The organism is Cryobacterium sp. TMS1-13-1, from assembly GCF_004403125.1.
Lineage (GTDB): Bacteria > Actinomycetota > Actinomycetes > Actinomycetales > Microbacteriaceae > Cryobacterium > Cryobacterium levicorallinum.
On record NZ_SOGX01000005.1, the window covers coordinates 1 to 24,493 of the forward strand.

General features: G+C 65.9%; 24 protein-coding genes and 1 pseudogene. 16 read left to right on the top strand and 9 right to left on the bottom strand.

Annotation, left to right across the window (positions count from 1 at the left end; all coding sequences use genetic code 11):
- The 6 genes and pseudogenes from E3T31_RS17640 to E3T31_RS03865 all read left to right on the top strand — a co-directional run.
- Window positions 1–252 (top strand): annotated as a pseudogene (locus tag E3T31_RS17640) (hypothetical protein); the annotation flags it as partial.
- A 152-nt stretch (window positions 253–404) separates the two neighbouring features.
- Window positions 405–743, top strand: coding sequence for a PadR family transcriptional regulator (locus tag E3T31_RS03845; RefSeq protein WP_198416967.1), 339 nt, complete (start codon window positions 405–407; stop codon window positions 741–743).
- 92 nt (window positions 744–835) lie between these two features.
- Window positions 836–1,273, top strand: a complete 438-nt coding sequence (locus E3T31_RS03850; RefSeq protein WP_166788379.1) for a hypothetical protein — start codon at window positions 836–838, stop codon at window positions 1,271–1,273.
- A gap of 23 nt (window positions 1,274–1,296) precedes the next feature.
- Window positions 1,297–1,650 (top strand): zinc ribbon domain-containing protein YjdM, encoded by a 354-nt coding sequence (locus E3T31_RS03855; protein ID WP_134467565.1) that lies wholly within the window; start codon window positions 1,297–1,299, stop codon window positions 1,648–1,650.
- Window positions 1,651–1,661: 11 nt separating this feature from the next.
- Window positions 1,662–2,240 carry an FHA domain-containing protein gene (locus tag E3T31_RS03860; protein ID WP_241977636.1) on the top strand — a complete coding sequence of 193 codons (579 nt, stop codon included), beginning with the start codon at window positions 1,662–1,664 and terminating at the stop codon, window positions 2,238–2,240.
- A 108-nt stretch (window positions 2,241–2,348) separates the two neighbouring features.
- Window positions 2,349–5,303, top strand: a complete 2,955-nt coding sequence (locus E3T31_RS03865) for an FtsK/SpoIIIE domain-containing protein (RefSeq protein WP_134467566.1) — start codon at window positions 2,349–2,351, stop codon at window positions 5,301–5,303.
- Here E3T31_RS03865 and ald read toward each other — a convergent pair.
- On the bottom strand, window positions 5,300–6,415 hold the full coding sequence (ald, locus tag E3T31_RS03870; RefSeq protein WP_134467567.1) for an alanine dehydrogenase: 1,116 nt from the start codon (window positions 6,413–6,415) through the stop codon (window positions 5,300–5,302). The two genes, E3T31_RS03865 and ald, sit on opposite strands and share 4 nt — an antisense overlap.
- 220 nt (window positions 6,416–6,635) lie before the next feature.
- Here ald and E3T31_RS03875 point away from each other — a divergent pair, with 220 nt between their 5' ends.
- Genes E3T31_RS03875 through E3T31_RS03890 form a run of 4 tightly spaced genes read left to right on the top strand, consistent with a single transcriptional unit; the run spans window position 6,636 to window position 10,771 of the window.
- The gene (locus E3T31_RS03875; protein WP_134467568.1) at window positions 6,636–7,850 is read left to right on the top strand and encodes a PotD/PotF family extracellular solute-binding protein; all 1,215 of its coding nucleotides are present in this window, start codon (window positions 6,636–6,638) and stop codon (window positions 7,848–7,850) included.
- Window positions 7,850–9,049, top strand: coding sequence for an ABC transporter ATP-binding protein (locus E3T31_RS03880; protein ID WP_134467569.1), 1,200 nt, complete (start codon window positions 7,850–7,852; stop codon window positions 9,047–9,049). Before E3T31_RS03875 ends, E3T31_RS03880 begins: the two co-directional genes overlap by 1 nt.
- A 1-nt stretch (window position 9,050) precedes the next feature.
- Window positions 9,051–9,968, top strand: coding sequence for an ABC transporter permease (locus E3T31_RS03885; protein WP_134467570.1), 918 nt, complete (start codon window positions 9,051–9,053; stop codon window positions 9,966–9,968).
- On the top strand, window positions 9,965–10,771 hold the full coding sequence (locus E3T31_RS03890; protein WP_174844841.1) for an ABC transporter permease: 807 nt from the start codon (window positions 9,965–9,967) through the stop codon (window positions 10,769–10,771). The genes E3T31_RS03885 and E3T31_RS03890 overlap by 4 nt, the downstream gene beginning before the upstream one ends.
- Here E3T31_RS03890 and E3T31_RS03895 read toward each other — a convergent pair.
- Window positions 10,768–11,097 (bottom strand): hypothetical protein, encoded by a 330-nt coding sequence (locus E3T31_RS03895; protein WP_134467571.1) that lies wholly within the window; start codon window positions 11,095–11,097, stop codon window positions 10,768–10,770. The genes E3T31_RS03890 and E3T31_RS03895 overlap by 4 nt on opposite strands.
- 169 nt (window positions 11,098–11,266) lie before the next feature.
- Between E3T31_RS03895 and E3T31_RS03900 the strand changes: the two genes are divergently transcribed.
- Window positions 11,267–11,575, top strand: a complete 309-nt coding sequence (locus E3T31_RS03900) for an FAD-binding protein (protein ID WP_198416968.1) — start codon at window positions 11,267–11,269, stop codon at window positions 11,573–11,575.
- A gap of 81 nt (window positions 11,576–11,656) precedes the next feature.
- Here E3T31_RS03900 and E3T31_RS03905 read toward each other — a convergent pair whose 3' ends face one another.
- Window positions 11,657–12,673: an asparaginase gene (locus E3T31_RS03905; RefSeq protein WP_134467573.1), complete on the bottom strand. Its 1,017-nt coding sequence runs from the start codon at window positions 12,671–12,673 to the stop codon at window positions 11,657–11,659.
- Window positions 12,654–14,015, bottom strand: coding sequence for a 4-aminobutyrate--2-oxoglutarate transaminase (gabT, locus tag E3T31_RS03910; RefSeq protein WP_134467574.1), 1,362 nt, complete (start codon window positions 14,013–14,015; stop codon window positions 12,654–12,656). The genes E3T31_RS03905 and gabT overlap by 20 nt, the downstream gene beginning before the upstream one ends.
- Window positions 14,016–14,108: 93 nt before the next feature.
- Between gabT and E3T31_RS03915 the strand changes: the two genes are divergently transcribed.
- The gene (locus tag E3T31_RS03915; RefSeq protein WP_134467575.1) at window positions 14,109–14,588 is read left to right on the top strand and encodes an OsmC family protein; all 480 of its coding nucleotides are present in this window, start codon (window positions 14,109–14,111) and stop codon (window positions 14,586–14,588) included.
- 181 nt (window positions 14,589–14,769) lie between these two features.
- On the opposite strand, the gene E3T31_RS03920 is transcribed toward E3T31_RS03915, so the two are convergent.
- Window positions 14,770–16,116, bottom strand: coding sequence for an aminotransferase class III-fold pyridoxal phosphate-dependent enzyme (locus E3T31_RS03920; RefSeq protein ID WP_134467576.1), 1,347 nt, complete (start codon window positions 16,114–16,116; stop codon window positions 14,770–14,772).
- A gap of 41 nt (window positions 16,117–16,157) precedes the next feature.
- On the bottom strand, window positions 16,158–16,985 hold the full coding sequence (locus E3T31_RS03925; protein WP_370304254.1) for a lysophospholipid acyltransferase family protein: 828 nt from the start codon (window positions 16,983–16,985) through the stop codon (window positions 16,158–16,160).
- A 67-nt stretch (window positions 16,986–17,052) separates the two neighbouring features.
- On the opposite strand from E3T31_RS03925, the gene dxr reads away from it, so the two are divergent.
- On the top strand, window positions 17,053–18,135 hold the full coding sequence (dxr, locus tag E3T31_RS03930) for a 1-deoxy-D-xylulose-5-phosphate reductoisomerase (protein ID WP_134467577.1): 1,083 nt from the start codon (window positions 17,053–17,055) through the stop codon (window positions 18,133–18,135).
- Between the two features lie 7 nt (window positions 18,136–18,142).
- Here dxr and E3T31_RS03935 read toward each other — a convergent pair whose 3' ends face one another.
- Together E3T31_RS03935 and E3T31_RS03940 are read right to left on the bottom strand one after the other, a co-directional pair.
- Window positions 18,143–18,628: a mucin-associated surface protein gene (locus tag E3T31_RS03935; RefSeq protein WP_134467578.1), complete on the bottom strand. Its 486-nt coding sequence runs from the start codon at window positions 18,626–18,628 to the stop codon at window positions 18,143–18,145.
- Window positions 18,625–19,893, bottom strand: coding sequence for a serine/threonine-protein kinase (locus E3T31_RS03940; protein WP_241977640.1), 1,269 nt, complete (start codon window positions 19,891–19,893; stop codon window positions 18,625–18,627). Before E3T31_RS03940 ends, E3T31_RS03935 begins: the two co-directional genes overlap by 4 nt.
- Before the next feature lie 110 nt (window positions 19,894–20,003).
- Between E3T31_RS03940 and E3T31_RS03945 the strand changes: the two genes are divergently transcribed.
- A complete protein-coding gene (locus tag E3T31_RS03945; protein ID WP_134467580.1) occupies window positions 20,004–21,383 on the top strand; it encodes an RIP metalloprotease in 1,380 nt (459 codons plus the stop codon).
- A 3-nt stretch (window positions 21,384–21,386) separates the two neighbouring features.
- Here E3T31_RS03945 and E3T31_RS03950 read toward each other — a convergent pair whose 3' ends face one another.
- Entirely contained in the window at window positions 21,387–22,571 is a 1,185-nt protein-coding gene (locus E3T31_RS03950; protein WP_134467581.1) for an acetyl-CoA C-acetyltransferase, read from the bottom strand.
- A 183-nt stretch (window positions 22,572–22,754) separates the two neighbouring features.
- On the opposite strand from E3T31_RS03950, the gene ispG reads away from it, so the two are divergent.
- Together ispG and E3T31_RS03960 are read left to right on the top strand one after the other, a co-directional pair.
- Window positions 22,755–23,909, top strand: coding sequence for a flavodoxin-dependent (E)-4-hydroxy-3-methylbut-2-enyl-diphosphate synthase (gene ispG, locus E3T31_RS03955; RefSeq protein WP_174844842.1), 1,155 nt, complete (start codon window positions 22,755–22,757; stop codon window positions 23,907–23,909).
- Between the two features lie 39 nt (window positions 23,910–23,948).
- Window positions 23,949–24,458: a GNAT family N-acetyltransferase gene (locus tag E3T31_RS03960; RefSeq protein WP_134467582.1), complete on the top strand. Its 510-nt coding sequence runs from the start codon at window positions 23,949–23,951 to the stop codon at window positions 24,456–24,458.
- The last annotated feature ends 35 nt before the right edge of the window (window positions 24,459–24,493 follow it).

Below are 24,493 nucleotides of genomic sequence, written 5' to 3' on the forward strand. Positions count from 1 at the left end.
CACCACAACCTCAAACACTTCTCCGCCTGGAAAGCCGTCGCCGACCCCGACGGCACCGTCCACTGGACCAGCCCCGCCGGCAAACACTACGCCACCGACCCCGCCACCCGCATCAACCCCCCAAAACAACAACAAGCAGCACCACAGGCAGCAGCCCCACCCGAACCACCAGCCCCACCACCGCCCGACCCCTGGAACACCCCCTCGAACACCGACTGGAACACCAACGACTCCAATCCGCCACCGTTCTGAACGCTGAGCGGCGTGACTGACCGTGCTTCGCGGCGGCCTCGGCCTCGGTCTCAACCTCATGCGAGACCGCAAACACATCCGTTCTGCACATGTACATTGCTGGCATGCACCGCTATTAAGTTTTGCCTACTACCAGTCCTGGAGTAGTAGCCATGACGCACACACCGAACACGCTGGCCGTGCCGCAAGACGCGCAGTCCTTACGCGGGGTGCTGCCCATGCTAATCCTGAGCCAATTGCGTCTGGCTGAGTCGTACGGCTATGAACTCGTGGTGCGGCTGCAGAACATTGGGCTCGAGCAGGAAGGCTCGCTCACCAGTCGCCTGGTGGCGTCCACGGCTGGCCCGGCCCGCAAGTACTACTCATTCAGCCCGGCCGGGGAGGCAACTCTCGAGCTGGCGACGGCACGATGGCATGCCCTCATTGCCATCGTGCAGACCGGCCTGACTGCCACCCCCGCAGAAGAACCGCTCCGAGAGGATCAGAAATGAACACCTAAACCACCGAGACCCGATCCACGTTCGGAGTCTGGCGTTGCCGGGAGTCCTACCTGTTCCGGCTCGACCTCTGGCTTGAAGAACGCGTGTCCTTGCGCGAACGCCGATCGATTCTGCGGCAGATTCGCGACAATATCAAAGTGGATGCCGCCGCCCGCGGCATCGACACTGCGCTCGACTCGCTCGGATCACCCCGCGCCCTGGCCCGAAGCTTCGCCGAAGACGGCCGCGGCAACCGGCCATCCTGGAATCGGGCAATCTACTGGTTCACCGGCCTGCTGATGCTCTGGTGGACCCTAGCCTTCGTTTACACGGCCGGCATGCTGTCAGCCCTGATCTCCAGCGGAGCGGAGTCGGCCGAGTCCTACTTCCTCGGGCTGCCGGTATCGGCTTTCAACCGTGAGTCCGGAATCGGCATCGGCTGGGAAGCCTCCTCTCCCGTTGCCTACATTCCGCTGATGGTCATGGTCGGTGCCCCCATCATCGCCGGGCGGCTGTGGCGCGTGCGGATCGGTCGCCGATAGCAGGCCCAGGGCAGTCGCGTATTATGGAACGAGTGAATGAGACCCTGCCTCCGTGCCCTGACTGCTCCAGCGACCTGACCTACGAGATGGGCGCCCTGCTGGTTTGCCCGCTCTGCGCCCACGAATGGTCGAATGAACCGGTTGAAGAAGAGCAGGAAGCCGTCGTCAAGGACGCCTTCGGCACCATCCTGACCGACGGCGACACCGTGTCGATCATCAAGGACCTCAAGGTCAAGGGTCAGGCCCTATCGATCAAGGTCGGCACCAAGGTGCGCAACATTCGTTTGGTCGACCCGGTCGACGGCCACGACATCGACTGCAAGGTCGACGGTTTCGGTTTCATGCAGCTCAAGTCCAACGTGGTCAAGAAGGTTTAAGTGAGCCGGTCGTGACGTGTCAGATTTGCGGTGCCTGGCTGCCGGGTGGTGCCATGTTCTGCGGCGAGTGCGGTAGCTCCCGATCGGCCACCGTGGAATCCCGCAAGCGCCCGGATCCGCGCCCGAACGACACGACCATCATCGCGCGCCTCCCGCGCAAGGCCGCGATCATCTCCGTTCCGATTCCCGCACTCGTGCCTGTGCCGGTGCGCGCGGCCGCCGCCGTGACGGACGCTTCCCCCGCAGCATCAACGCTGCCGAGCAGCGCGACCTTCGTTTTGACCTTCAGCACCGGTCAGAAAGTGTCCGTGCACGGGTCGGGCCTAATCGGGCGCAAGCCCCTGCCGCAACCCGACGAGATCTTTGACGACCTCATTCGGGTAGCGGATGCTGACCGCTCGGTCTCCAAGACTCACCTCGAGTTCGGCCAGCACGACGGCGAATTCTGGGTCAGCGACCGGGTCTCCGGCAATGGCACCGTCATTCGCCGGCCCGGCGAAACGGCCGAGCCGCTCGAACCGGGACGACGCTACGTGCTACCGCGCGGCACGCGAGTCGAGATCGCCGACCACTCATTCACCGTCGCCTGAACCCTTAGCCGCGGCGGGTCACTCCTCCACCGGTGGCCCGGACGCGGATTACGCACGGATGGCTCTCGCACTGCCCACGCGGAGCTGATTCTCTGCTCTGATGGTCCTGTGTCGACCTTTGACGAGAACCTCAGCCTGCCGCCAGCGTCGGCCGCGCCGCTACCGGCCGGATTTCCGCTTCTCGCCACCGTGGCGCCACTGGCTGCCGCCGGCCTGATCTGGTCGATCACCGGGTCAGCGTTCGCGCTGATCTTCGCCGTACTCAGCCCGCTCATCGCGGTCGCCAGCATGGTCGACGCGCGGCGCGCCGGGCGCAAACGCCGCCGGACCGAAACCGCCGCACAGGCCGAGGCCGTCACGGTGCTTCGGCTGGCGATCACCGAACGCCAGGCCCGCTGGCGGGAGTCCGCCTGGCAGCAGACTCCCTCGGCCAGGGACATCGTGCTCGGCCGTGCCGCTGCCGCGCGCTGGAGGCAAACGGATGCCACGCTCGTCACCCTGGGCTGTGGCCCGGCCCCGAGTGGCATACGGCTGGGCGGGGCGACCTCCCCGAACGACCATCGAGAACTTCGGGACTGGGCCGCGACCATCAAGGACGCTCCGATCGTCGTCGACCTGATGCACGGACTCGGCATCGTCGGTGCTGCGCCCCTTCCCGAAGCCCTGGCTCGGGCGGTGCTCGTACAACTGTGCTTTGCGCTGCCGCCGACTGACGTCGGCTTGGTTCTGGACACCGGCCCCGGGTGGGAGTGGGCAGCCGCGTTTCCACACGACGACGTGTCATCAGCGGCTCGGCGCATCGTGCTGCAACAGGCGACGGCGGGAACGCCGACCCGCACCGCGCGCGATCTCGGCCACGGGCGATTGTTGGTCTCCGTCGCGACCCGGCTCGACGATCTGCCGCCGGGTTGCGGAACCGTCGTGCGGGTGATCGGTCCCGGCCGAGCGCAGCTGATCCGGTCGCCGAATCGGGCACCGGCCATCGATTTCTTCCCGGAGCTGCTGACCCGGGCCGCGGCCGCCGACTTTGCGGTGGCGCTCGCCCGGCAGGCCAGAGATGCCGGCCTCGTCACTTCGGCCGGGGCGATCCCGGTCGGCGTTACCCTGACTGACCTGCTCGCCGTAACCGCCGCCGCCGACCCGGCCTCGGTCACCCCGACCGGCCTGGGTTGCGTGATCGGAGTCGGACCCGCAGGGCCGATACACATCGATCTGGTGCGAGCCGGACCGCACGCCATAGTGGGCGGCACGACCGGCAGCGGCAAGAGTGAGCTCCTGACGAGCTGGGTGGCGTCCCTGGCCGCAGCCCATTCAGCCGACCAAGTGAATTTCTTACTCGTTGACTTCAAGGGCGGCGCCGCGTTTGCGCCCCTCGGCAGGCTTCCGCACTGCGTCGGGCTCATCACCGACCTCGATTCCCAGACGGCTGCCCGCGCCCTGGCCAGTCTGGGGGCCGAACTGCGCTTTCGAGAGCGGATGATCAGCACGGCTGGCGCGCGGGATCTGACCGAACTCGAGCATCCGCTGCCCCGGCTGGTCATCGTTGTCGATGAATTCGCGACCATGCTGGGGGCCTTTCCGGAGCTGCACGCCCTGTTCGTCGACATCGCTGCGCGCGGGCGGTCGCTCGGAGTGCACCTGATTCTGTGCACTCAACGACCGGCCGGGGTGGTGCGTGATGCCCTGATGGCCAACTGCAGTCTGCGTCTGTCTCTGCGGGTCAACAACCGGGCTGACAGCCAGGCCCTGGTCGGAACGGATGCTGCGGCCACCCTGGATCCGAATCAACCCGGCCGGTGCGTGATCGCCACCGATACCGCCGAGCCCGTGCTCTGCCAGGTCGCCTCCACCGGAGAAAGCGACATTCTGGAGATTGCGGCGCGTTTCTCTGGCGGCACCGCACCGCGGCGCCCGTGGCTGGATGCGCTTCCGACGCTGGTGACCGAGGCCGATCTGCGCCGGATCGCCGGCGAGGGTGCTCCGGCTCCCGGCTACCCCCTCGGTCTGCTGGACGAACCCGACAGTCAGCGGTACCGGGTGTTCGCCTACGCTCCCGAGCTCGATGGCCACCTGCTCGTCGTGGGCGGGTCCGGCTCGGGCAAGTCCACGCTGCTGTGCCACCTCGCTCGGGTGGCCGAATGTCCGGGTGATGCCCCGGTTGCCGTGGAACGAGTGAGCGCTGATGTCGAGGCGACCTGGGACGCACTGGAACGGGTGAGCGCGCGCATAGAAAGCGGGCAGCAGACCGCAGCGCTGCCGCGACTGTTGCTGCTCGACGACTTCGATTCGGTCTTGGCGCGCTGGCAGCCGGATCATCGACTTGCCGCCGCCGATCTGCTCACCGGGTTGCTGCGCGACGGCCCTGCCGCTGGCGTGCACCTCGTCGTCGCCGTGCAGCGGCTGGCCAGCACGGTTCCCGGACTCGCCTCACTCTGCCCGAGCACACTGCTGCTCAAGCTCCCCAGCGTGCAGGATCACCTCGCCGCCGGCGGAATGTCGGCCAACTACCACGCCACCCTTCCGGCCGGCGGGGGAGTCTGTCACAACACCCGCGTGCAACTGCTGGCGCCGTTGCCGTTGCCGTTGCCGTTGCAGCTCACTCCGCTCACCCGGTCGACCGCACAGCTGCCCGAACACGGCCCGCTGCTCGTCGTATCGTCATCTCCGGCGCGCACCGCCGCGCGACTGCGCGCTGTGCTGGGGGTACCGGTGGTGGAGCTGGCGGGAACGACCGCGCCGGCAGCATCCGCTCTGATCAGCGTCGAAACCGGTCAAACGGATGCCCCCGGCCGGCTGGTCGTCGTCGGTGACGCCGAAACGTGGCAGGCGCACTGGACCCTGCTGACCCGGCTGCGTGGCCAGACTGCCGGCGGCCGGGCCAGCATCGTCTTCGATCGGTGCGGCCTGTCGGAGTTTCGGATGGTCAGCCACAGCCGTCAGTTGCCGCCGCCGTTGGCTCCCGGGCGCGGACGAGTGTGGGTGCTGCACCCCGACGGCGACCTGACCCGGGCGATCCTGCCGGAACCGGACGGCGGCCAGGCGAGCGGCCAAGTGAGCAGCTAGAAGAGCACCTCGGCGAGCGGAAGGTGCGTCATTCCGTGGGCGAGCGCGACCGGGGCGCTGATCAGGCGGCCGCCGAACACGTTGAGTCCCTGCGCCAGCGCGGCATCGGCGCGCAGCGCGTTCAGCCAGCCGAGCGTCGCGAGGGCCCGCACATACGGCAGCGTCGCATTCGTCAGGGCATAGGTCGAGGTGTGCGGCACAGCGCCGGGCATATTGGCGACACAGTAGAACAGGGATCGGTGCACGGTGAAGGTGGGGTCGGCATGAGTGGTCGGATGGCTGTCGGCAAAGCAGCCGCCCTGGTCAACGGCGATGTCCACGAGCACGCTGCCCGATTTCATGCGTGACACCAGCTCGTTGCTGACCAGCTTGGGTGCCTTCGCGCCGGGAATGAGCACCGAACCGATCACCATGTCGGCTTCCATGACAGCTTTGTCGATTTCGAAGCTGTTCGAGGCGATGGTCTTGACCCGGCCGAAGTGCAGGGCGTCGATCTCACGCAGCCGAAACAGATTCGTATCGAGCACGGTCACCTCCGCGCCGAGGCCGAGCGACACCTGCATCGCAGCGGTCCCGGCGACACCGCCGCCCAGCACGGCGATCTTGGCCGGATGCGTGCCAGGAACGCCGGGCACCAGCAGGCCGGGGCCACCGTTCGGTTTGAGCATGGCATTGGCACCCACAATCGGTGCGAGTCGACCGGCGACCTCGCTCATGGGCGCGAGCAGCGGAAGCGCGCGGGAGGGCAACTGCACAGTTTCGTAGGCGATCGCGGTGACCTGACTCGCGAGCAGAGCCCGCGTCAGGTCGGGTTCGGCGGCGAGGTGCAGGTAGGTGAACAGCACCAGATCGGCCCGAAAATAGCCGTATTCGCTCGCTACCGGTTCTTTCACCTTGAGCAGGAGGTCGGCGGCAGCCCAGACGCTCGCGGCGTCCGGCAGAATCGTCGCACCGGCCGCGCGATACTGCTCATCGCGGATCGAGGATCCCACCCCGGCACCGGCCTGAACCATCACTTCGTGACCGTGCGACGCCAGGTCGTGCACCCCCGCCGGGGTGATCGCGACCCGAAATTCATTATTCTTGATCTCGGTGGGAACTGCGATTCTCATGGTGTTCCTCTCTCGCTCCTGGCCACCACCCTAGTCTCGGTGAGCCGACGATTTCGCGGGCGAATGTTGCAAGTATGTGCTGATTTCGTGACAAATCGGTTCCAAAATCAATGTTTTGAACACTTTTAGGTGTAATTACCGCCGATATGTGCAACTATCGACCAACTCGCAACGTCGTGAGCCCTGACCGTGTGCGTGCCCAGAATGCTAGGAGAACCAGATGAAGTCCAAGCCGCTGCCCGCTGATCCCATGATCCGCCAGCTCATTCGTCAGGCGCAGAACTCGCAACTGGGTCGTCGAACGCTGCTGGCCGGGGCCGGTGCCGGTGCCACCGCGCTCGCGCTCGCCGCGTGTTCCTCCGGCGCCACGGCCAAACCCACCGCCGCGGCCGACACCTCGGCCACCGACAAGTCCATCCGCTGGGATAACTGGGCGCTCTACATTGATGTGGACGACGCCGGCAGCTACCCAACGCTTGCGGCGTTCAAGGCGCAGACCGGAATTTCGGTCAAGTACACCGAGGCCGTCGATGACAACAACTCCTACTACGGCAAAGTCAAGGACCAGCTCGCCCTCGGCCAGGACATCGGTGCCGATGTCGCCTGCCTGACCGACTGGATGGTCAGCCGCATGATCCGATTCGGCTACACCCAGGAACTCGATCACGCCAACATTCCCAACCTGGTCAATCTGCTGCCGTCGCTGCAGGACGTCGACTTCGACCCGGGGCGGGCCATGAGCGTGCCGTGGCAGGGTGGCTTCGCCGGCCTGGCCTGGAACAAGGAGAAGTATCCCCAGGGACTCAAATCGGTCGACGACCTCTGGGCTCCCGACCTGAAGGGGCGCGTCGGTGTGCTCTCCGAAATGCGCGACACGATGGGCCTGATCATGCTCGACCAGGGCGTCGACATCTCCGGCGACTGGGGCGAAGACGAGTTCACCGCGGCCATCGACGAATTCAAGAAGCAGGTCGCCGACGGTCAGATCCGAAACATCAAGGGCAACTCTTACAAGGAAGACCTCGCCAACGAAGACACCCTCGCCGCCATCGTCTGGTCCGGCGACATCGTGCAGCTCAACGCCGAAAACGGCGACAAATGGGGCTTCATCGTTCCTGAGAAAGGTGGCACCCTCTGGAATGACAACTTCGTTGTGCCGATCGGCTCGCCCGCCAAAAAGAGCGTGGAACAGCTGATCAACTACTACTACGACCCGGCCGTTGCCGCCGAGGTCGCCGCCTACGTCAACTACATCACCCCGGTCGCCGGTGCCAAGGAAGCCATGATGGCCATCGACCCGGCGTTGGCTGAAGACCCGCTGATCTTTCCCGACGATGCCACCCTCGCCAACGCCTACGTTTTCCGCGGTCTCGACGGCACCGAAGAGCAGACGTTCAACGCCCAGTTCCAAGCGATCCTGCTGGGCGCAGCCTGATGGCCGTCGGTGCGTTCGCCGATCGTGGTGCTGACCTGGAACTGGTCGGCATCGAAAAACGTTTCCCCGGGTTCACCGCCATTGAAAATCTCAACCTCACCATTCCGGCCGGATCGTTCTTCGCGCTGCTGGGCCCCTCCGGCTGCGGAAAAACGACGACCCTCCGCCTCGTCGCCGGACTGGAAGAACCGACCAGCGGCCGCATCCTGATCGGGGGAACGGATGTGACGAATCAGAAATCCTTCCAGCGTCCGGTCAACACCGTGTTCCAGAGCTATGCGCTGTTTCCGCACATGACCGTGCTGGAGAACGTCGCCTTCGGGCTGCGCCGACGCAAAATCGCCGACCCGGTAGCCAAGGCGCACGAGGCGCTGCTCTTGGTGGAGCTCGACCACCTCGCCCACCGTAAACCGCAGCAGCTGTCCGGCGGGCAGCAGCAGCGCGTGGCGCTGGCCCGCGCGATCGTCAACCGGCCGGCCCTGCTCCTGCTCGATGAGCCGCTCGGCGCCCTCGATCTCAAACTGCGGCGGCAGATGCAGCTCGAGTTGAAAACCATCCAGGAAGAGGTTGGCCTGACCTTTCTGCACGTGACCCACGACCAGGAGGAGGCCATGACCATGGCCGACACCATCGCGGTCATGAACAAGGGCCGAATCGAGCAGATGGGTGAGCCGCAGCAGCTCTACGAACTGCCCAAGACCGCGTTCGTCGCTAACTTTCTCGGCCAGTCCAACCTGTTCACCGGTCCGGTCGTTGGCACCACGAGCACCGCCATCACCGTCGACGTCTTCGGGCAGAAGATCGTGGTGCCGCTGGAGCGAGCGCACCGAGTGTCGGGCGAAGTCACCATCGGAGTGCGTCCCGAGAAACTGACCCTGCACGCTGAAGCACCGCTCCAGGACCCCGGCCGCAACGTAATGGGCCCCGGCCGGGTCATCGATGTGTCGTTCAGCGGGGTCAGCACGCAGTACCTGGTCGATGTGCCGGGTGTCGGCACCCTGGTTGTATTCGCCCAGAACATGGCTTTCGGCCCGGCCGCGCACGTCGGCGCCACCTGTTGGCTCAGCTGGAACGTCGACCACGGCTTCGGCCTCGACGACGATCCCGCCCAGAGTCCGAGATTCGAAGCCGACCTCGACACCAAGACAATCGCCCAGCAGCGTCGGTCATCGCTGCTCACGGAGCTCGAGGAGGCCTGAGATGGCCTTTGCCGCATTCTCATCCACGACCGCGCCGTCCGCCGATCCGGCCGCCAGGCGCCGCAGCCCGGTAGCCTTGTTTCTGCTGCTGCCGGGCATCCTCTATCTGGTGCTGTTCTTTCTCACCCCGCTGGTATCGCTGCTGCTGACCTCGTTCCAGGCGCCGCGGGAGTTCGGGGATATTGGTCAGTACGATTACGCTTTCCGCTGGCAGAACTACGTCGAAGTGGTCACGACCTACTGGCCTCACATTGTGCGTTCGTTCAGTTACGCGCTCGCGGCGACGTTCTTCGCGCTGCTGATCAGCTACCCGCTGGCCTACTTCATCGGGGTCAAGGCGCGAAAATGGCCGCTGCTGCAGAGCCTCATGCTCGTTCTCGTGATCGCGCCGTTCTTCATCAGCTTTCTGCTGCGCACCCTGGCCTGGAAGCAACTGTTCTCCGATGAGTCCTTCGTGGTGCAGTCGCTCAAGGCCCTGTCGCTGCTGGCGCCGGAAGCGCACGTGACCGGAACCGCCTTTTCGGTGATCTTCGGTCTCACCTACAACTTCATCCCGTTCATGACCCTGCCGCTCTACACGACCCTGGAGCGGCTTGACGTGCGCTACCTCGAGGCCGGCAGCGACCTGTACGCGAGCCCGTTCCACGTGTTCCGCAAGGTCACCATCCCGCTGTCGATGCCCGGTATCGTCGCGGGCACCCTACTCACCTTCATTCCTGCGGCGGGCGACTATATCAACGCCAGCCGGGACTTTCTCGGCGGTACCGGCACCCAGATGATGGGTAACGTGATCGAAGCCAACTTTCTGGTACTGCAGAACTTTCCCGCCGCCGCGGCCCTGTCGATCATTCTGATGACCGTGATCCTGGTGATCGTCAGCATCTACGTCAAACGATCTGGAACGGAGGAGCTGCTGTGAAACTCTCCCTCGGCAAATGGTTGCTGCCCGTTTACAGCGCCCTGGCCCTGCTGTTCCTGATGATTCCGATCGGGTACACGTTCGTCTACTCCTTCAACGACTCGCTCAAGTCGAACATCACCTGGCAGGGCTTCACCTTCGACAAGTGGCTGAACGTCTGCAATGTGCAGAACGGAGCCGTCTGCCAGGCCTTCGGCAATAGCCTGTTTATCGGGGCTGTCGCCACCATTATTGCGACCACGCTCGGCACCATGATCGCGATCGCCATCGTGCGCTACCGGTTCAAGTTTCGATCCCAGACCAGCTTGCTGCTGTTTCTGCCGATGGCGACCCCGGAGGTCGTGCTCGGTGCCGGACTGGCCGCACAGTTCTTGTCGGTCGGGGTGCCGAAGGACATGCTGACGATCATTCTCGCGCACACCATGTTCTGCATCAGTTTCGTGGTGGTGACGGTCAAGGCCCGGGTTGCGAGCCTCGACCCGGCGCTCGAAGAGGCCGGTCGCGACCTCTACGGTTCGGCCGCGCAGGTGTTCGCCCGCATCACCTTTCCGCTGCTGCTGCCAGGTATTCTCGCGGCCGCTCTGCTGTCGTTCGCCCTGTCCTTCGATGACTTCATCATCACGAACTTCAACTCCGGCGCGGTGTCGACCTTTCCGAAATACATCTACATTTCGGCGGCCCGCGGCATCCCGGCTGAGGCCAACGTGCTCGCCTCGGCCGTGTTCATCATTGCCATCGTCGTGGTCGTGACGGTGCAGGTGACGGGAGCGGCCAAGGCGCGGCGCCTGGTCAGGCTCAGCTAGTCGCCAGGGCGCAGGCCTTGGCGGTGGAGGCCCGGCGCCAGCTCGAGCGCCTCGGTCGGGGACAGTCGGCGCGGTGCGGGCTGCGCGCCGCGCGGCGTGTGCGCTCCCACCCGGAGCGCATCGCCCAGTCGAAGGCCGACCGCCGCGATGGCACCCTGCTCCTGCGCTACCATCGGGCCGAGCGGCAACACCATCGGGAGTGGATGCACCAGGTGCGGCGCCGTGCGGGTCAGCAGGATGCCGCGTTCGACGGCGCATTCCCTGGCCACCGGGAGCTGGCCGTTGGCGAGGTAGCGCAGCCCCCGTGAACCAGCTTGGAACTCCACAGTGACGTGCCGAAGGCCAGGTCGTGCTCGCGGCGAGCCGCTGAGAGATCACAGGTGGTCATGTGCAGCACCCTTCCACGTGTCGCACTGTAGCGCGTGAGTACACCGATGCACTGGCGCAGGTGGGGCGAACCGGATCGGGTGCGGCCGCGGACGGAATCCCTGCGCGGTGCGCCTGCCGGGCAGCGATCTGCGCGGAGGTTTCCTCCCAGCTCTGCTCGACATCGTCGGCGCCAGCAGCGTGACGATCGACGCTGAGGCTCGGGTATGGCACACCGGCGGCAAGTCCACCCCCGATCTGATTCGGCTGCGCTCCGGAGACGGGAGCGCTGCCCCGGACGTCATCGTCACTGCGGGCAGTCACGAGCAGGTGCTCGAGATCATCACGCCGTGCTCGCAGCATCGAATAGCCCTGGTTCCGTTCGGCGGCTGCAGCTCGGTGGTCGGCGGCCTGGCGTGGTCCCGGTCGGGGCAATGACTTTGCGCGTCAGCTGGGGATCCCCGGCGACGTCGGGCCGGGCGTCCTCAACGTGATTGCGCCCGACCGTACCGAACCCGGTCAGACGTAGCTGGCGCGAATCTCCCCGACCGGCCGGCCACCGCCGGTCACGGTGAGTCCGAGCTCGGGCAGTAACTCATCGACATCCGCTCGCTTGATGGCACCGGCGTCGGCGAGCAGACCTACGGCGACGGCCGCTGCGGCGCGCAGGTTACCGTCCAGAATCTTCAGCGCCACGGTGGTGCCGTTTTCGGCGGCGGCCACCATGATGCCCTCGGCACCGCCCTTCACGAACAGGCCGAGCCGGTCAATGACGATGCTGTCGGAGTGCCCGGGGCCGGCCACGACCCACCCGTTGGCACGCACCGCTTCGGCCAGAAAACCGGCCTCACGGTAGATCGCAAACGGCGAGTTGGACTTGCTCGTGGCGATGCGGGCGATGCCGCGAGCCAGGCCGGTAAGCGAAATGGCGTGCACGGGCGCGCCGCAGCCATCAACGCCCGAGACCAGCGGACGTTCGCCGGTGAACCGTTCGAGCACGTCGAGAATGCGTTTTTGTAGCGGATGCTCCGGCTGCAGATAACCCTCGATCGCCCAGCCGTTCTGCTGGCAGGCGACGAGCATCGCCGCGTGCTTGCCCGAGCATTCCATGTACACCGGAGCCTTGCCGGCTCCGAGTCGCACCAGGGCGTCCCGCGCGGCGGAGTCGATCGGCCAGGCGGCCGGGCAGGCGAGCGCCGCTTCGGGTACTCCGGCCCGGCTGAGCAGCCCGCGCACCAGTGCGACGTGTTCTGGCGTACCGATGTGACTCGCGGTCGCGATCGCAGCATCCGCTCCCCGCAGGGCGACGCCGCTCGCCATGACCGCGACAGCCTGGAACGGTTTCATCGCCGAGCGCGGAAAGACCGGGCTGGTGACATCGCCGAGGGAACGCAGCACCTCACCGTTGGTACCGAGCACGATCGCCGAACCGGCGTGCCGGGATTCGACGAACCCGCTGCGTTCGACGACGGCGAGTTCGACGGAATCGTTGACCGCGAAGGTTTCAGTGGTCACGTTAGAGTGCGGCGATCGCATCGTCGATCACCGAGAGGGCGTCGATGATGAGCGCATCGGACAGCGCGAGGCTCGGCAGGAACCGCAGCACGTTGCCGTAGGTGCCGGCGGTGAGCAGCAGCACGCCGTGCTGGCTCGCGTAGGCGGAGATGGCGGTCACCGCAGCGGCGTTCGGGGCCTTCGTCGTGTCGCCGGTACCGGGCTGCACGAGTTCGATCGCCATCATGGCTCCGTGGCCGCGAATTTCGCCGATGATGTCGTACTTGTTCTTCAGCGCGGTCAGCCCCGTGGTGAGGGACTTCCCGATGCGTACTGCCTCGCCGAGCAGGTTGTTGGCCTCGATCGCGTCGAACACGGCAATGGCGGCGGCGCAGGAGACCGGGTTGCCACCGAAGGTGCCACCGAGGCCGCCGGGCTGCGAGGCATCCATGATTTCGGCGCGGCCGGTGACAGCGGCGAGCGGGAAGCCGCCGGCAATGCCCTTAGCGGTGAGGACGAGGTCGGGGATCCAACCGAAGTGCTCGCTCGCGAAGTACTTGCCCGAGCGGGCCATGCCGCTCTGGATCTCATCGGCGATCATGACGACACCGTTGGCGGTGCACCAGTCCTGCAGGGCGGGCAGGTAGCCATCCGCAGGCACCATGAATCCGCCCTCGCCCTGAATCGGTTCGACGACCAGGCAGGCCAGATCGGATGCCCCGATCACCTTGTCGAGGTAGGCCACGGTGCGCGCGGCCGCTTCAGCGCCGGACAGACCGTCGTGATACGGGTAGGAACTCGGGGCGTGGTAGACGTCACTGGCGAGCGGGCCGTAGCCGGTGGCGTACGGCATGGCCTTGTAATTCATGGCCATGGTCAGCACGGTACGTCCGTGGTAGGCGTGGTCAAGCACCGCGACGGCGCGACGGCCGGTGTACTTGCGGGCGATCTTCACGCCGTTCTCAACGGCTTCCGCACCGGAGTTGATGAGCACGCTCTTCTTGGCGAAGTCACCGGGAGTGTGCTTGGCGAGCAGCTCGGCGACGCGAACGTACTCTTCGTACGGCGTGACGGTGAACAGGGTATGAATGAAGTCTTGGGACTGTTCGACGGCGGCCGCGACGACACTGGCCTCGGTGTGGCCGATCGTGGTCACGCCGATTCCGGCGCCGAGGTCGATGAACTGGTTGCCATCGACGTCGACGAGAATAGCGCCATTGGCCTTGGCAATGTACACAGGGAGCATGGAGCTGACGCCGTCGGAGACGACCGCCCTGCGTCGCTCGTGCAGTGCCGCCGAGATCGGACCGGGGATGGCCGTGACGATCTTTCGTTCTTGCGTGACAGAGTACGCGGTGGCAGAGTTTGTGAGGGTGTCAGTCATGATTCCCCTACTGTACCTAATAGTGCTGTACCGACCATGGGCACGGTGTTCCTGAGTTCGCCTGCAAGAATCTTTGAGAGCAAAGGGAGAAGCATGAACGGAGTGCACGAATATGCGGTGCGGGTTGAGTGGACCGGCAATCGCGGCACTGGAACCAGCCACTACAAGGCCTATGGACGCGACCATCTGATTTCACCGGCTGGTCGGGCATCCGCTGAGAAGGTGCCGATTTTGGGCTCGTCCGACCCGACCTTTCACGGTGACAACGACCGGTGGAATCCGGAGGAGCTGCTGCTCGCGGCGCTCAGCCAGTGCCACCTCTTGTCGTATCTGCACGTGGCGGTCCGCAACGGAGTCACGGTGACGGCGTATACGGATGCCCCGATCGGCACCATGGAACAGGTGGCTGGCGGCGGCCACTTCACGGCGGTCACCCTGCGGCCTCGAGTGACCATTACCGACCCCGAACAGGTGGAGTTCGCGCAGTCGCTGCACGCCGAGGCCGCCCGCGAATGCTTCATTGCGGCGTCGGTGAACTTTCCGGTCGGGCACGAGCCGGTTACGGTCACCTGAGGGCTTTCGGCGTCGCCGAGCCGTGAGTGGTGCTCGCGGCCCTCGTTGATAGAGGTGCCACGAGCGGTAACAGGGGCCGCGAACCCCGTCGCAGCCATGCCCCTGTTTCATCCACCACTCGACAATGCTCACGGCTCGGTGCCCGAAACTCACGGCTCGGTTGAGCGCCGACGGGAGGTGACTACGCGGGGTAGGCGGCCACCAGGGCGGTGAGGGCCTCTTCGATTACGGTCGCGGCATCGTCGATGAGCTCGTCGGAGATGACCACCGACGGCATGATGCGCAGCACTGAATCCCAACTGCCGGCATCGAGCACGATGACACCGTTTGTGGTCGCGTGCTTGATCACGGCGGTGAGCGCCTCGGGATAGGGCTTCTTGGTGCCGGGGTGCACGAGCTCGACGCCGAACATGGCGCCCTTACCGCGCACCTCGCCGACGATGGAGAACTTCTCGGCCCAGTCGCCGATGCGCGCCTGCAGCGCCTTCTCAACTCGCTTGGCCTCGCCGAGCAGGTCGTCGCGCTCGATCAGGTTGAACACCGCGAGGGCGGCCGCGGTCGAGACCGGGTTGCCACCGAAGGTGCCGCCGATACCGCCGGGCTGCACTGAATCCATGATGTCGGCACGTCCCGTGACCGCGGCTAGCGGGAATCCGCCGGCGATGCCTTTGGCCGTGGTGACCAGGTCGGGCACGACATCGTGGTGCTCGATCGAGTACCAGACTCCGGTGCGGGCAAGGCCGGCCTGAATCTCATCGGCGACGAAGACGATGCCGTTCTCGGTGCAGAACTCACGAATGCGCTGGAAGTAGCCGGGAGCGGGAATGACCACGCCGCCGTCGCCCTGGATCGGCTCGACGAAGAACGCGGCGATCTCGGTCGCGCCAATGTGCGTCGTGATGTAGTCGATGGTCTTCTCGGCCGCTTCGAGCCCGCTCAGGCCATCGCGGAACGGGTAGCTCGTCGGCACGCTGTAGATCTCACCGGGGAACGGGCCCATTCCGGCGCGCTCCGGCCAGGGCCGATAGGTCATCGCCATGGTCAGGTTGGTGCGGCCGTGAAAGGCGTGGTCGAGAGCCACGATGGCGCGGCGACCGGTGAACTTGCGGGCGATCTTCACCGCGTTCTCCACGGCCTCGGCACCGGTGTTGACCAGAATCGAGTGCTTCTCAAAGTCGCCGGGGGTAATCTCCGCGAGCTTCTCCGCCACCGCCACATAGTTCTCGTACGGCGTGACCGTGAACAGGGTGTGGGTCAGCTTCGCTGCCTGAGCGGATGCTGCCGCCGCGACATCCGGATGCGCGTGACCGATCGTGGTCACCCCGATACCGCAGCCGAGGTCGATGATCTGGTTGCCGTCGACGTCGACCAGGATGGCTCCGGCGCCGTGATCCATGTAGATATTGGCAAGGGTGCCGGCGCCGCGGGCGACGGTTTTCTCACGCCTGGCCTGCAGTTCAACCGACTTGGGGCCGGGAAGAGCCGTGACGAGTTTGCGTTGCTGGGGCACCGAATACGTTGCAGTCATTCGTCCAGCCTATGACCGTCAGAGCATCAGACAGACCGCCGCTACAGGCGTTCGCGCGGAAACACCCGATGAGCGAGGCGATTGAGGGTACCGACCGGCGGGGATTCGTTGTAGGCGTTGGCCAATTCCTGACCGGACAGCTGGTGAATGGCCGCCATGATCTCATCCGTTGCCTGCCGGCGGGCTTTGCCGGAGGTGGCCGGGCCGTGGTGGCTGAGGTCGAGCGGTTCGCCGAAGGTGACGGTGACCTTGCGGATGCGCGGCACCGTGGTGCCGACTGGCTGAATCTCCTGAGTACCGATCAGTCCGACCGGAACGACAACGGCGCCCGTGGTCAGTGCCAGCCAGGCGACGCCGGTGCGTCCCTTGTAGAGGCGTCCATCGAGCGAGCGGGTACCCTCCGGGTAGATCGCGAAGGCACCCTCGGCATCGAGCACGGAACGGCCGGCGTCGAGTGCGACCTGGGCGGCCTGCCCGGCTCCGCGTTCCACTCCGATGGCGCCGATCGCGGTGAAGAAGGTGCGGGACACCCAGCCCTTGAAACCGGTTCCGGTGAAGTAGGTCGATTTCGCCAGAAACTGCACGCGGCGGGTGGCGACGAGCGGAATGACGATGCTGTCGATGAATGACAGATGGTTGCTCGCGAGAATGACGCGACCGGTCGCCGGGATGTTCTCACGGCCGATGATCTTCGGCCGAAACACGATTCGGGCGACGGGCGCCATGATGCCATAGCCGAGGAAATAGACGAATCCCGGGCGCTTGACCCGCTCCGGTTCGTCCTGCACGTCGTCAGGGGCGGCTTGCTCTTCACTGTCGATCGTGATGGTTTCAGCGTTGTCTTTGAGTTCTGCATCGGCACCAGTCACCCGTTGACACTACGCCACGACTGGCCAGCAACGAACATACGCCGCGCCCGGCACCTAGCATGGGGGTATGCGCAGAGTAATCATTCTCGGGTCTACCGGCTCGATCGGAACCCAGGCCCTGGACGTCATTCGCGCCAACCCAGAGCGGTTCGAGGTGGTGGGTCTGTCGGCCGGGCGCAACCGCGAACTGCTGGAGCAACAGGCGGCCGACTTCGCTGTCGACGACACCGCGCTCGGCGCCGACGAGGCCGAGCAGCTCGTTCGGGACGTCGAGGCCGATGTCGTGCTGAACGGCATCACCGGCTCGGTCGGTCTTGGCCCGACCTTGGCCGCGCTGAAGGCCGGGCGCACCCTGGCCCTGGCCAATAAGGAATCGCTGATTGTCGGCGGCGACCTCGTGAAGAAACTTGCTGCGCCGGGGCAGATCGTGCCGGTCGACTCCGAGCACTCGGCGATCGCGCAGGCACTACTTTCAGGAACAGCGGATGAGGTGCGTCGCCTCGTGCTGACGGCATCCGGTGGACCTTTTCGCGGTTTCAGTCGGGACCAGCTCGCCCGGGTGACCCCGGCGCAGGCGCTCGCGCACCCGACCTGGAACATGGGGCTCGTGGTGACCACGAACTCGGCGACACTAGTCAATAAGGGTCTGGAGATCATCGAGGCGCACCTGCTGTTCGACGTGGAGTACGACCGCATCGACGCCGTCGTGCACCCGCAATCCGTGGTGCATTCCATGGTCGAATTCGTCGACGGCTCGACGATCGCTCAGGTCTCACCCCCGGACATGCGGCTGCCGATTTCGCTGGGACTGGACTGGCCGAACCGGGTCGCCGCCGTCGGCGCCCCGATCGACTGGACCGTTCCGCACAGCTGGACCTTCGAACCGCTCGACGATGCCGCTTTTCCGGCGGTCGAGCTGGCTAAGCGGGTCGGCCGTAAGGGCGGCACCTATCCCGCGGTGTTCAACGCGGCCAATGAGCAGGCCGTGGCCGCTTTTCACGCCGGACGCATCGGATTTCAGGACATCGTCGACACGGTGCTGCGCGTGGTCGAATCCCACGAACAGGGCGGCGAACTCAGTCGGGAGTTGCTCGCCGAGGCCGAACGGTGGGCGCGTGCCGCCGCGGATCGGCTGATCGACCAGCGCTAGTTACCAGTCAGTCGTCCCGGACCTCACGCTGTTCTTTGGCCCGTTCCCTGGCGTCTTCCGCGGCTTTCTTGGCGGCTTCTTCGGCCTGTTCGGCGCGGTCCTTGGCGTTTTCGTCGTTCTGCTGCTGGGCAGCGGCTGCTGCCTCGGCCGCTGCCTGAGCTGCCGCCTCGGCGGCAACGGCGGCGGCGTCGATCTCAACGGTCAAGTCGCCCTGCACCAGATTGATCGCGGACTGAATCGAGGCCGAACGCTCGGCGCTGACCTGGCCGGAGGCGGCGGCCGTGCGCAGATTCGCCTGCATGGCGGTGAGCAGCGTCTGGGCGTTGCTGAAGTCTCCGGCGGCGGCGGCCTCGGTGATCGCCAGAATCTCGGTCTGCAAATTCTCGGCCGTTGCGGCCTGCAGGTCGACCGGGTCGGCCGTGCAGCCGGACAGTGGCAGGAGCAGCCCGACGGCCAGGGCCAGGGCTAGGGGCAGTCGCTTGCGTCGATTCACGGGTTCACGCTCTCCTGAAGCTCTTGAAGATGGGTGCCGAGGGTGCCGTCGACGGTCGGATAGTTCGGTGGCGCCACGGCGGGCGCCTCGGCTGGATTGATCAGGAACAGGGCTACGACGGCGAGGGCGATAAGGGTGAGCCCGCTTACGACCAGGACGAGCATTCGCCGGTGCGCGAGACGGCGCGGCTTGGCCGGGCGCGCAGCGGCGGTGCCAGTTGCGGGAGCGCTGGCGGGAGCATCCGCTTTCAGGATCTCGGTCGGAGCGGCAGCGGCACCCGGCAGCAACGGGGTCGGGTCGGGCGCGGCGACCGGCAACAACAGGGTCGCAGCGGGCGCCGGAGCCGGCAACAGCATGGTGGGCGCATCGGTGGCGCCGCCGGCGGCCAGCGCCCGCAGCAACCCGGCGGCGTCGGCCGCGGTCGGCCGGTCGGCGGGGTCGCGGGCGGTCATCGTGCGCAGAATGTCGGTCCAGTCGGCGCCGAGATCGTTTGGGATCTCCGGCTGGCGCTGCAGCCGAGCCATGGCCGATTCCACCGCGGTTCCCGGATAGGCGCGCGTTCCGGTGAGGCATTCGAGCAGCACCAGGCCGAGCGAATAGACATCCGTCGGCGCACCGATAGCGCCGCCAAGCGCCTGCTCCGGGCTGAGGTAGCTCGCCGTGCCGAGCAGCGACCCGGTCGCTGTCAGCCTGGTTTCATCGAGCAGCCGGGCGATGCCGAAGTCGGCCAGCTTGGCGTGCATGCCGCGGCCCGGAAACCCGGAGGGTGCCAGCAGCACGTTGGCCGGCTTGACATCCCGGTGGATGATGCCCCGCTCGTGAACGTAGTGCAACGCCTCGGCGAGGTCGGCACCCATGCCGGCCACGTCGACGCTCGGTACCGGGCCGTCTTCGATGCGGGTGCGCAGATCGGGGCCGTCGACGAGTTCCATCACGATGAAGGTGCGTGGGATGCCGTCGACCGTGGTGGTTCCGGCATCGTACAGGGTGACCAGCGCGAAGTGGTTCAGGCTCGCCAGGAGGGCGATCTCGCCGCTCTGGCGCTCGGGCTCAGTGCCACCGCCGTCGGCGCGAAACAGCTTGACGGCGACAAAGCGGCCCAGGGCGGTGTCGGTGGCCCGATAAACGGATGCCATCCCCCCGGTGCCGATCAGGCTCATGATGCTGAAACGGTCGGCTAACAGGCTGCCGACGGGGCCGAGAGTCGGCGGTACGGCTGGAGCGGGTGCTGAGAGCTTCTGCGTGGGCATGGTTTCGTGAGACAAGGGGACCTCCTGGTGCGTCCGACCTCTAGCCAACCACATGCATCCGCTTAGGGGGGAAGTTGGTCGGTACAGCCAGCCGCTTTGCAGCTTGATGCGGTTACTCTACGACAGTGGAAACCGTACTGCTGTTCATACTGGGCGTCACCATTGTCGTCGTCGGCCTCGCCCTCTCCATTGGCCTGCACGAAATCGGCCATCTGGTCCCCGCCAAGCTGTTTGGCGTCAAGGTCACCCAGTTCATGATCGGCTTCGGCCCGACGCTCTGGTCCCGCACCAAGGGCGAAACGGAGTATGGAGTCAAGGCCATCCCCATGGGTGGCTATATCGCCATGATCGGCATGTTCCCGCCGTCGAAGAAGGGCGGAGCGCCCCGCAGCACGACCACCGGGTTCTTCGATCAGATGGTGCAGGAGGGCGCGCCGGAGAAGAAGACGAGTGCCCTGTCGACCCTGGTCGACGACGCCCGCCAGGCGAGCGCCGAGACCATTGGCGAGGGTGAAGATCACCGAGCCTTCTACCAGCTGCCGGTCTACCAGCGTGTGATCATCATGCTCGGCGGGCCGACCATGAACCTGCTCATCGCGATCGTGATGTTCTCGATTTTGCTGATGGGATTTGGCTCCCCGCAGATCAGCACCACCGTCGGCAGCGTGAGCGAGTGCGTGCTGCCGGCATCGAGCGACCGCCAGACCTGCGCGGCAACCGACGAAGCCTCACCCGGAGCCGCCGCCGGCCTGCAACCGGGTGACCGACTGGTCAGTATTGGCGGAACCGCCATCGCGACCTGGGAACAGTCCACCGACATCATTCGTGCTTCAGCCGGACGCACCGTCGCGGTCGTCGTTGAACGTGACGGTGCCGAGCTTGACCTCTCGCTGACCCCCAAACTAACCGAACGCTACGTCTATACCGACGACAACGAAATCAAAACGGATGCCGCCGGCGATGCGATCACCGAGCAGGTCGGCTTCGTCGGCATCGGAGCAGCCGCCGAAATGGTGCCGCAGCCCGCAACCGCCGTGCTGCCCATGGTCGGCGACAACATTGCCAATGTTGCCCACCTGATCATCAACCTGCCCGACCGGCTCGTGGCCGTGGCCAACGCGGCGTTCGGGCCCGGGGAGCGCGACCTGAACGGACCGATCAGCGTGGTCGGCGTCGGCCGGGTGGCCGGTGAACTCGCCAGCATCGACACCATTCCGGTCGCCGACAAGGTCGCGAGCATGCTCGGCCTGCTCGGATCCCTCAATATCGCCCTGTTCGTGTTCAACCTGGTGCCCCTGCTTCCGCTGGACGGCGGCCACGTGGCCGGCGCGCTGTGGGAAGGTATCCGTCGATTCTTCGCAAGGCTGTTCAAGCGGCCAGACCCGGGGCCGGTCGACATGGCCAAGCTCATGCCGCTCACTCTCGTGGTCATCATTCTGCTCGGCGGCATGAGCCTGCTGCTGATCTACGCCGACATCGTCAAGCCGATCAACTTCTTCGGCTAGCAGCTACCGCGACAGCAGCAGCGCTTCACCCTGGCCGCCACCGCCGCATAGAGCCACCGCAGCCTTGCCGGTGCCGCGCCGGGCCAGTTCGAGGGCAGCGTGCAGCGCGATACGTCCGCCGCTCGACCCGATCGGGTGGCCGATCGCGATGCCGCCGCCGTGAATGTTCACCACGTCGGCACTGACGCCGAGCACCTTTGATGACTGGTGCACGACGGAGGCGAATGCCTCGTTGATCTCGACCAGGTCGAGGTCGGCGGCGGTCCAGCCCTCGCGCTTCAGGGCGTGCGCGATGGCATTGGCCGGCTGGGAGTGCAGGGAATTGTCGGGGCCGGCGACCTGGCCGCTCGCCTTGATCACGGCGAGCCAGGGCAGGCCGTGCTTCTCGGCCCAGGCGCGGCTGGTCACAACGACGGCGCTCGCGCCATCGCTCAGCGGGGCGGCGTTTCCGGCGGTGATGCTCCCAGCCGGGTCGAACGCCGGACGCAGCCGGCCGAGCGTCTCGGTCGTGCTCTCGGCGCGCACGCCCTCATCGGTGCTGATCACGAGTGGCTCACCCTTACGCTGCGGCACGCTGATCGGGGTGATCTCGTCGTGGAACACGTCGGCGGCGGCCGCTGCGGCGGCACGCTGATGCGAGGCTGCGGCGATTTCGTCCTGCTCGAGGCGGGTTTGGCCGAGCCGGGCGTTGGCGCGCTCGGTCGAGAGCCCCATCGAGAGCCCATCGAAGGCGTCAGTGAGTCCGTCGTGCGCGGCATGGTCGAGCGCCGACACGGTTCCGTAGTTCCAGCCCTGGCGGGAACCGGGCAGCAGGTGGGGCGCGCGGGACATGGACTCCTGACCACCGGCCACGACGACATCCGCTTCGCCGAGCCGCACCAGACGGGCGGCATCGACGACCGCGGCCAGGCCGGAGAGACACACCTTGTTGAGCGTCATAGCCGGTACATTCCACGGGATGCCTGCCGCGATGCTGGACTGCCGGGCCGGGTTCTGCCCGCAGCCGGCCTGCAAAACCTGCCCCATCAGCACGAAGTCCACCTGCTCCGGTGCTACTCCGGCCCGGGCGAGGGCGCCGGCAATGGCCGCCGTGCCGAGGTCAACGGCGGTGAGGGACGAGAGTTGGCCGTTCACGCGACCCTGCGGGGTGCGCGATCCGGCCAGGATTACGACGTCGGTTTCGGTCATCGGGACTCCTTTGTCGTGCATGTTTGATCGAGGTAATCCACTTAGCATATTGGGGCCCAGCGCGGATGCCTTCACCGACCTCGAACACGCAGCCGCGTTTCGGGAGACGCTGCCAGAACGGCTTGAGCGCTGATCTCGGGCGGCATTCAGCTTGCCCGCTGCGGCGACAACTAAGCTGAGCAGGTGGCTGCAATCAACTTGGGGATGCCCAAAGTACCTGAGGTACTCGCTCCCAGACGTAAATCCCGTCAGATCAAGGTCGGAAAGGTTTTGGTCGGTGGCGATGCTCAAGTGAGCGTGCAATCGATGACGACCACCCCGACCACCAACATCAACGCGACGCTTCAGCAGATCGCCGAGCTCACGGCGAGCGGATGCGACATTGTGCGCGTTGCTGTGCCCACCCGGGATGACGCCGAGGCCCTGCCTATTATCGCCAAGAAGAGCCAGATTCCGGTCATCGCGGACATCCACTTTCAGCCGAACTATGTTTTCGCCGCGATCGACGCCGGCTGCGCTGCCGTGCGCGTGAACCCCGGCAATATTCGCAAGTTCGACGACCAGGTCGGCAAGATCGCGGCGGCCGCCAAAGCCGCCGGGGTCAGTCTGCGTATCGGTGTCAATGCCGGTTCGCTCGAGCCGAGCCTGATGCAGAAGTACGGTAAGGCCACCCCGGAGGCGCTCGTGGAGAGCGCCGTCTGGGAGGCGAGCCTGTTCGAAGAGCACGACTTTCACGACTTCAAGATCTCGGTCAAGCACAACGACCCGGTGATCATGGTCAAGGCCTACCGCCTGCTAGCCGAACGGGGCGACTGGCCGTTGCACCTCGGTGTGACCGAGGCCGGTCCGAGTTTTCAGGGCACCATCAAGAGCGCCACGGCGTTCGGACTGCTGCTCGGTGAGGGCATCGGCGACACCATCCGCGTATCGCTCAGCGCCCCGCCGGTCGAGGAAATCAAGGTGGGCCTGCAGATTCTGCAGTCGCTCAACCTGCGCGAGCGCAAGCTCGAGATCGTCTCCTGCCCCAGCTGCGGCCGGGCCCAAGTGGATGTCTACAAGCTCGCCAACGACGTCACCGCCGGGCTTGAAGGAATGACAGTGCCGCTGCGGGTCGCCGTCATGGGTTGCGTCGTCAACGGACCGGGCGAGGCTCGCGAGGCCGACCTCGGCGTCGCAAGCGGAAACGGTCGCGGCCAGATCTTCGTGCGCGGCGAGGTCATCAAGACCGTGCCGGAGTCTGAGATCGTGAAGACCCTGATCGAAGAGGCCAATCGTCTCGCCGCCGAGATGCCTGCCGCTGAACTCGGCAGCCCCACGGTGTCCGTCGGCTCCAAGTAGTTCAGGACGCCGGATACAGATTGTGGCCGGACCGCAATAATGCCTCGGACATCGATACAACCCATCGAGACCGAACGGCTGCGGCTGGAACCGCTCGCCGTGGAGCACGCGCCGGCGATGGGCGCGGTGCTGTCCGACTCGAGGCTGTACGAATTCACCGGTGGCACGGCACCGACGAGAGCGCAACTCGAGTCTCGGTACGCTGCGCAGGCCGCCGGTCGCTCCGACGACGGATCCGAGTGGTGGCTGAACTGGATCGTCGTCGACCGCTCCACGGGCGATCCGACGGGGTTCGTACAGGCGACCGTCAGGCACGACGATGGAGCGCTCGTGGCCGACATCGCCTGGGTCATCTCGACCAGATACCAGGGGCACGGGATCGCCTCCGAGGCGACGCGGGCAATGGTCGACTGGCTCACGGGCCACAAGGTCGCCCGGTTCACGGCGCACATTCATCCGGACCATCAGGCCTCCAGCGCGGTAGCACGAAAACAGGGCCTGCACCCGACCGACACGCATGTAGACGGTGAAAGGCGCTGGGAATCCTGACTGAACCCGATGGGGGAGCGGATCGCGAGGCGCGC

Coding starts and splice junctions, on each gene's coding strand:
- dxr (WP_134467577.1), top strand. CDS start 17,053: ATGCGCAGAGTAATCATTCTCGGGTCTACCGGCTCGATCGGAACCCAG.
- E3T31_RS03920 (WP_134467576.1), bottom strand. CDS start 16,116: ATGACTGCAACGTATTCGGTGCCCCAGCAACGCAAACTCGTCACGGCT.
- E3T31_RS03845 (WP_198416967.1), top strand. CDS start 405: ATGACGCACACACCGAACACGCTGGCCGTGCCGCAAGACGCGCAGTCC.
- gabT (WP_134467574.1), bottom strand. CDS start 14,015: ATGACTGACACCCTCACAAACTCTGCCACCGCGTACTCTGTCACGCAA.
- E3T31_RS03960 (WP_134467582.1), top strand. CDS start 23,949: ATGCCTCGGACATCGATACAACCCATCGAGACCGAACGGCTGCGGCTG.
- E3T31_RS03915 (WP_134467575.1), top strand. CDS start 14,109: ATGAACGGAGTGCACGAATATGCGGTGCGGGTTGAGTGGACCGGCAAT.
- E3T31_RS03885 (WP_134467570.1), top strand. CDS start 9,051: ATGGCCTTTGCCGCATTCTCATCCACGACCGCGCCGTCCGCCGATCCG.
- E3T31_RS03905 (WP_134467573.1), bottom strand. CDS start 12,673: ATGCGATCGCCGCACTCTAACGTGACCACTGAAACCTTCGCGGTCAAC.
- E3T31_RS03855 (WP_134467565.1), top strand. CDS start 1,297: ATGGAACGAGTGAATGAGACCCTGCCTCCGTGCCCTGACTGCTCCAGC.
- E3T31_RS03875 (WP_134467568.1), top strand. CDS start 6,636: ATGAAGTCCAAGCCGCTGCCCGCTGATCCCATGATCCGCCAGCTCATT.
- E3T31_RS03880 (WP_134467569.1), top strand. CDS start 7,850: ATGGCCGTCGGTGCGTTCGCCGATCGTGGTGCTGACCTGGAACTGGTC.
- E3T31_RS03950 (WP_134467581.1), bottom strand. CDS start 22,571: ATGACCGAAACCGACGTCGTAATCCTGGCCGGATCGCGCACCCCGCAG.
- ald (WP_134467567.1), bottom strand. CDS start 6,415: ATGAGAATCGCAGTTCCCACCGAGATCAAGAATAATGAATTTCGGGTC.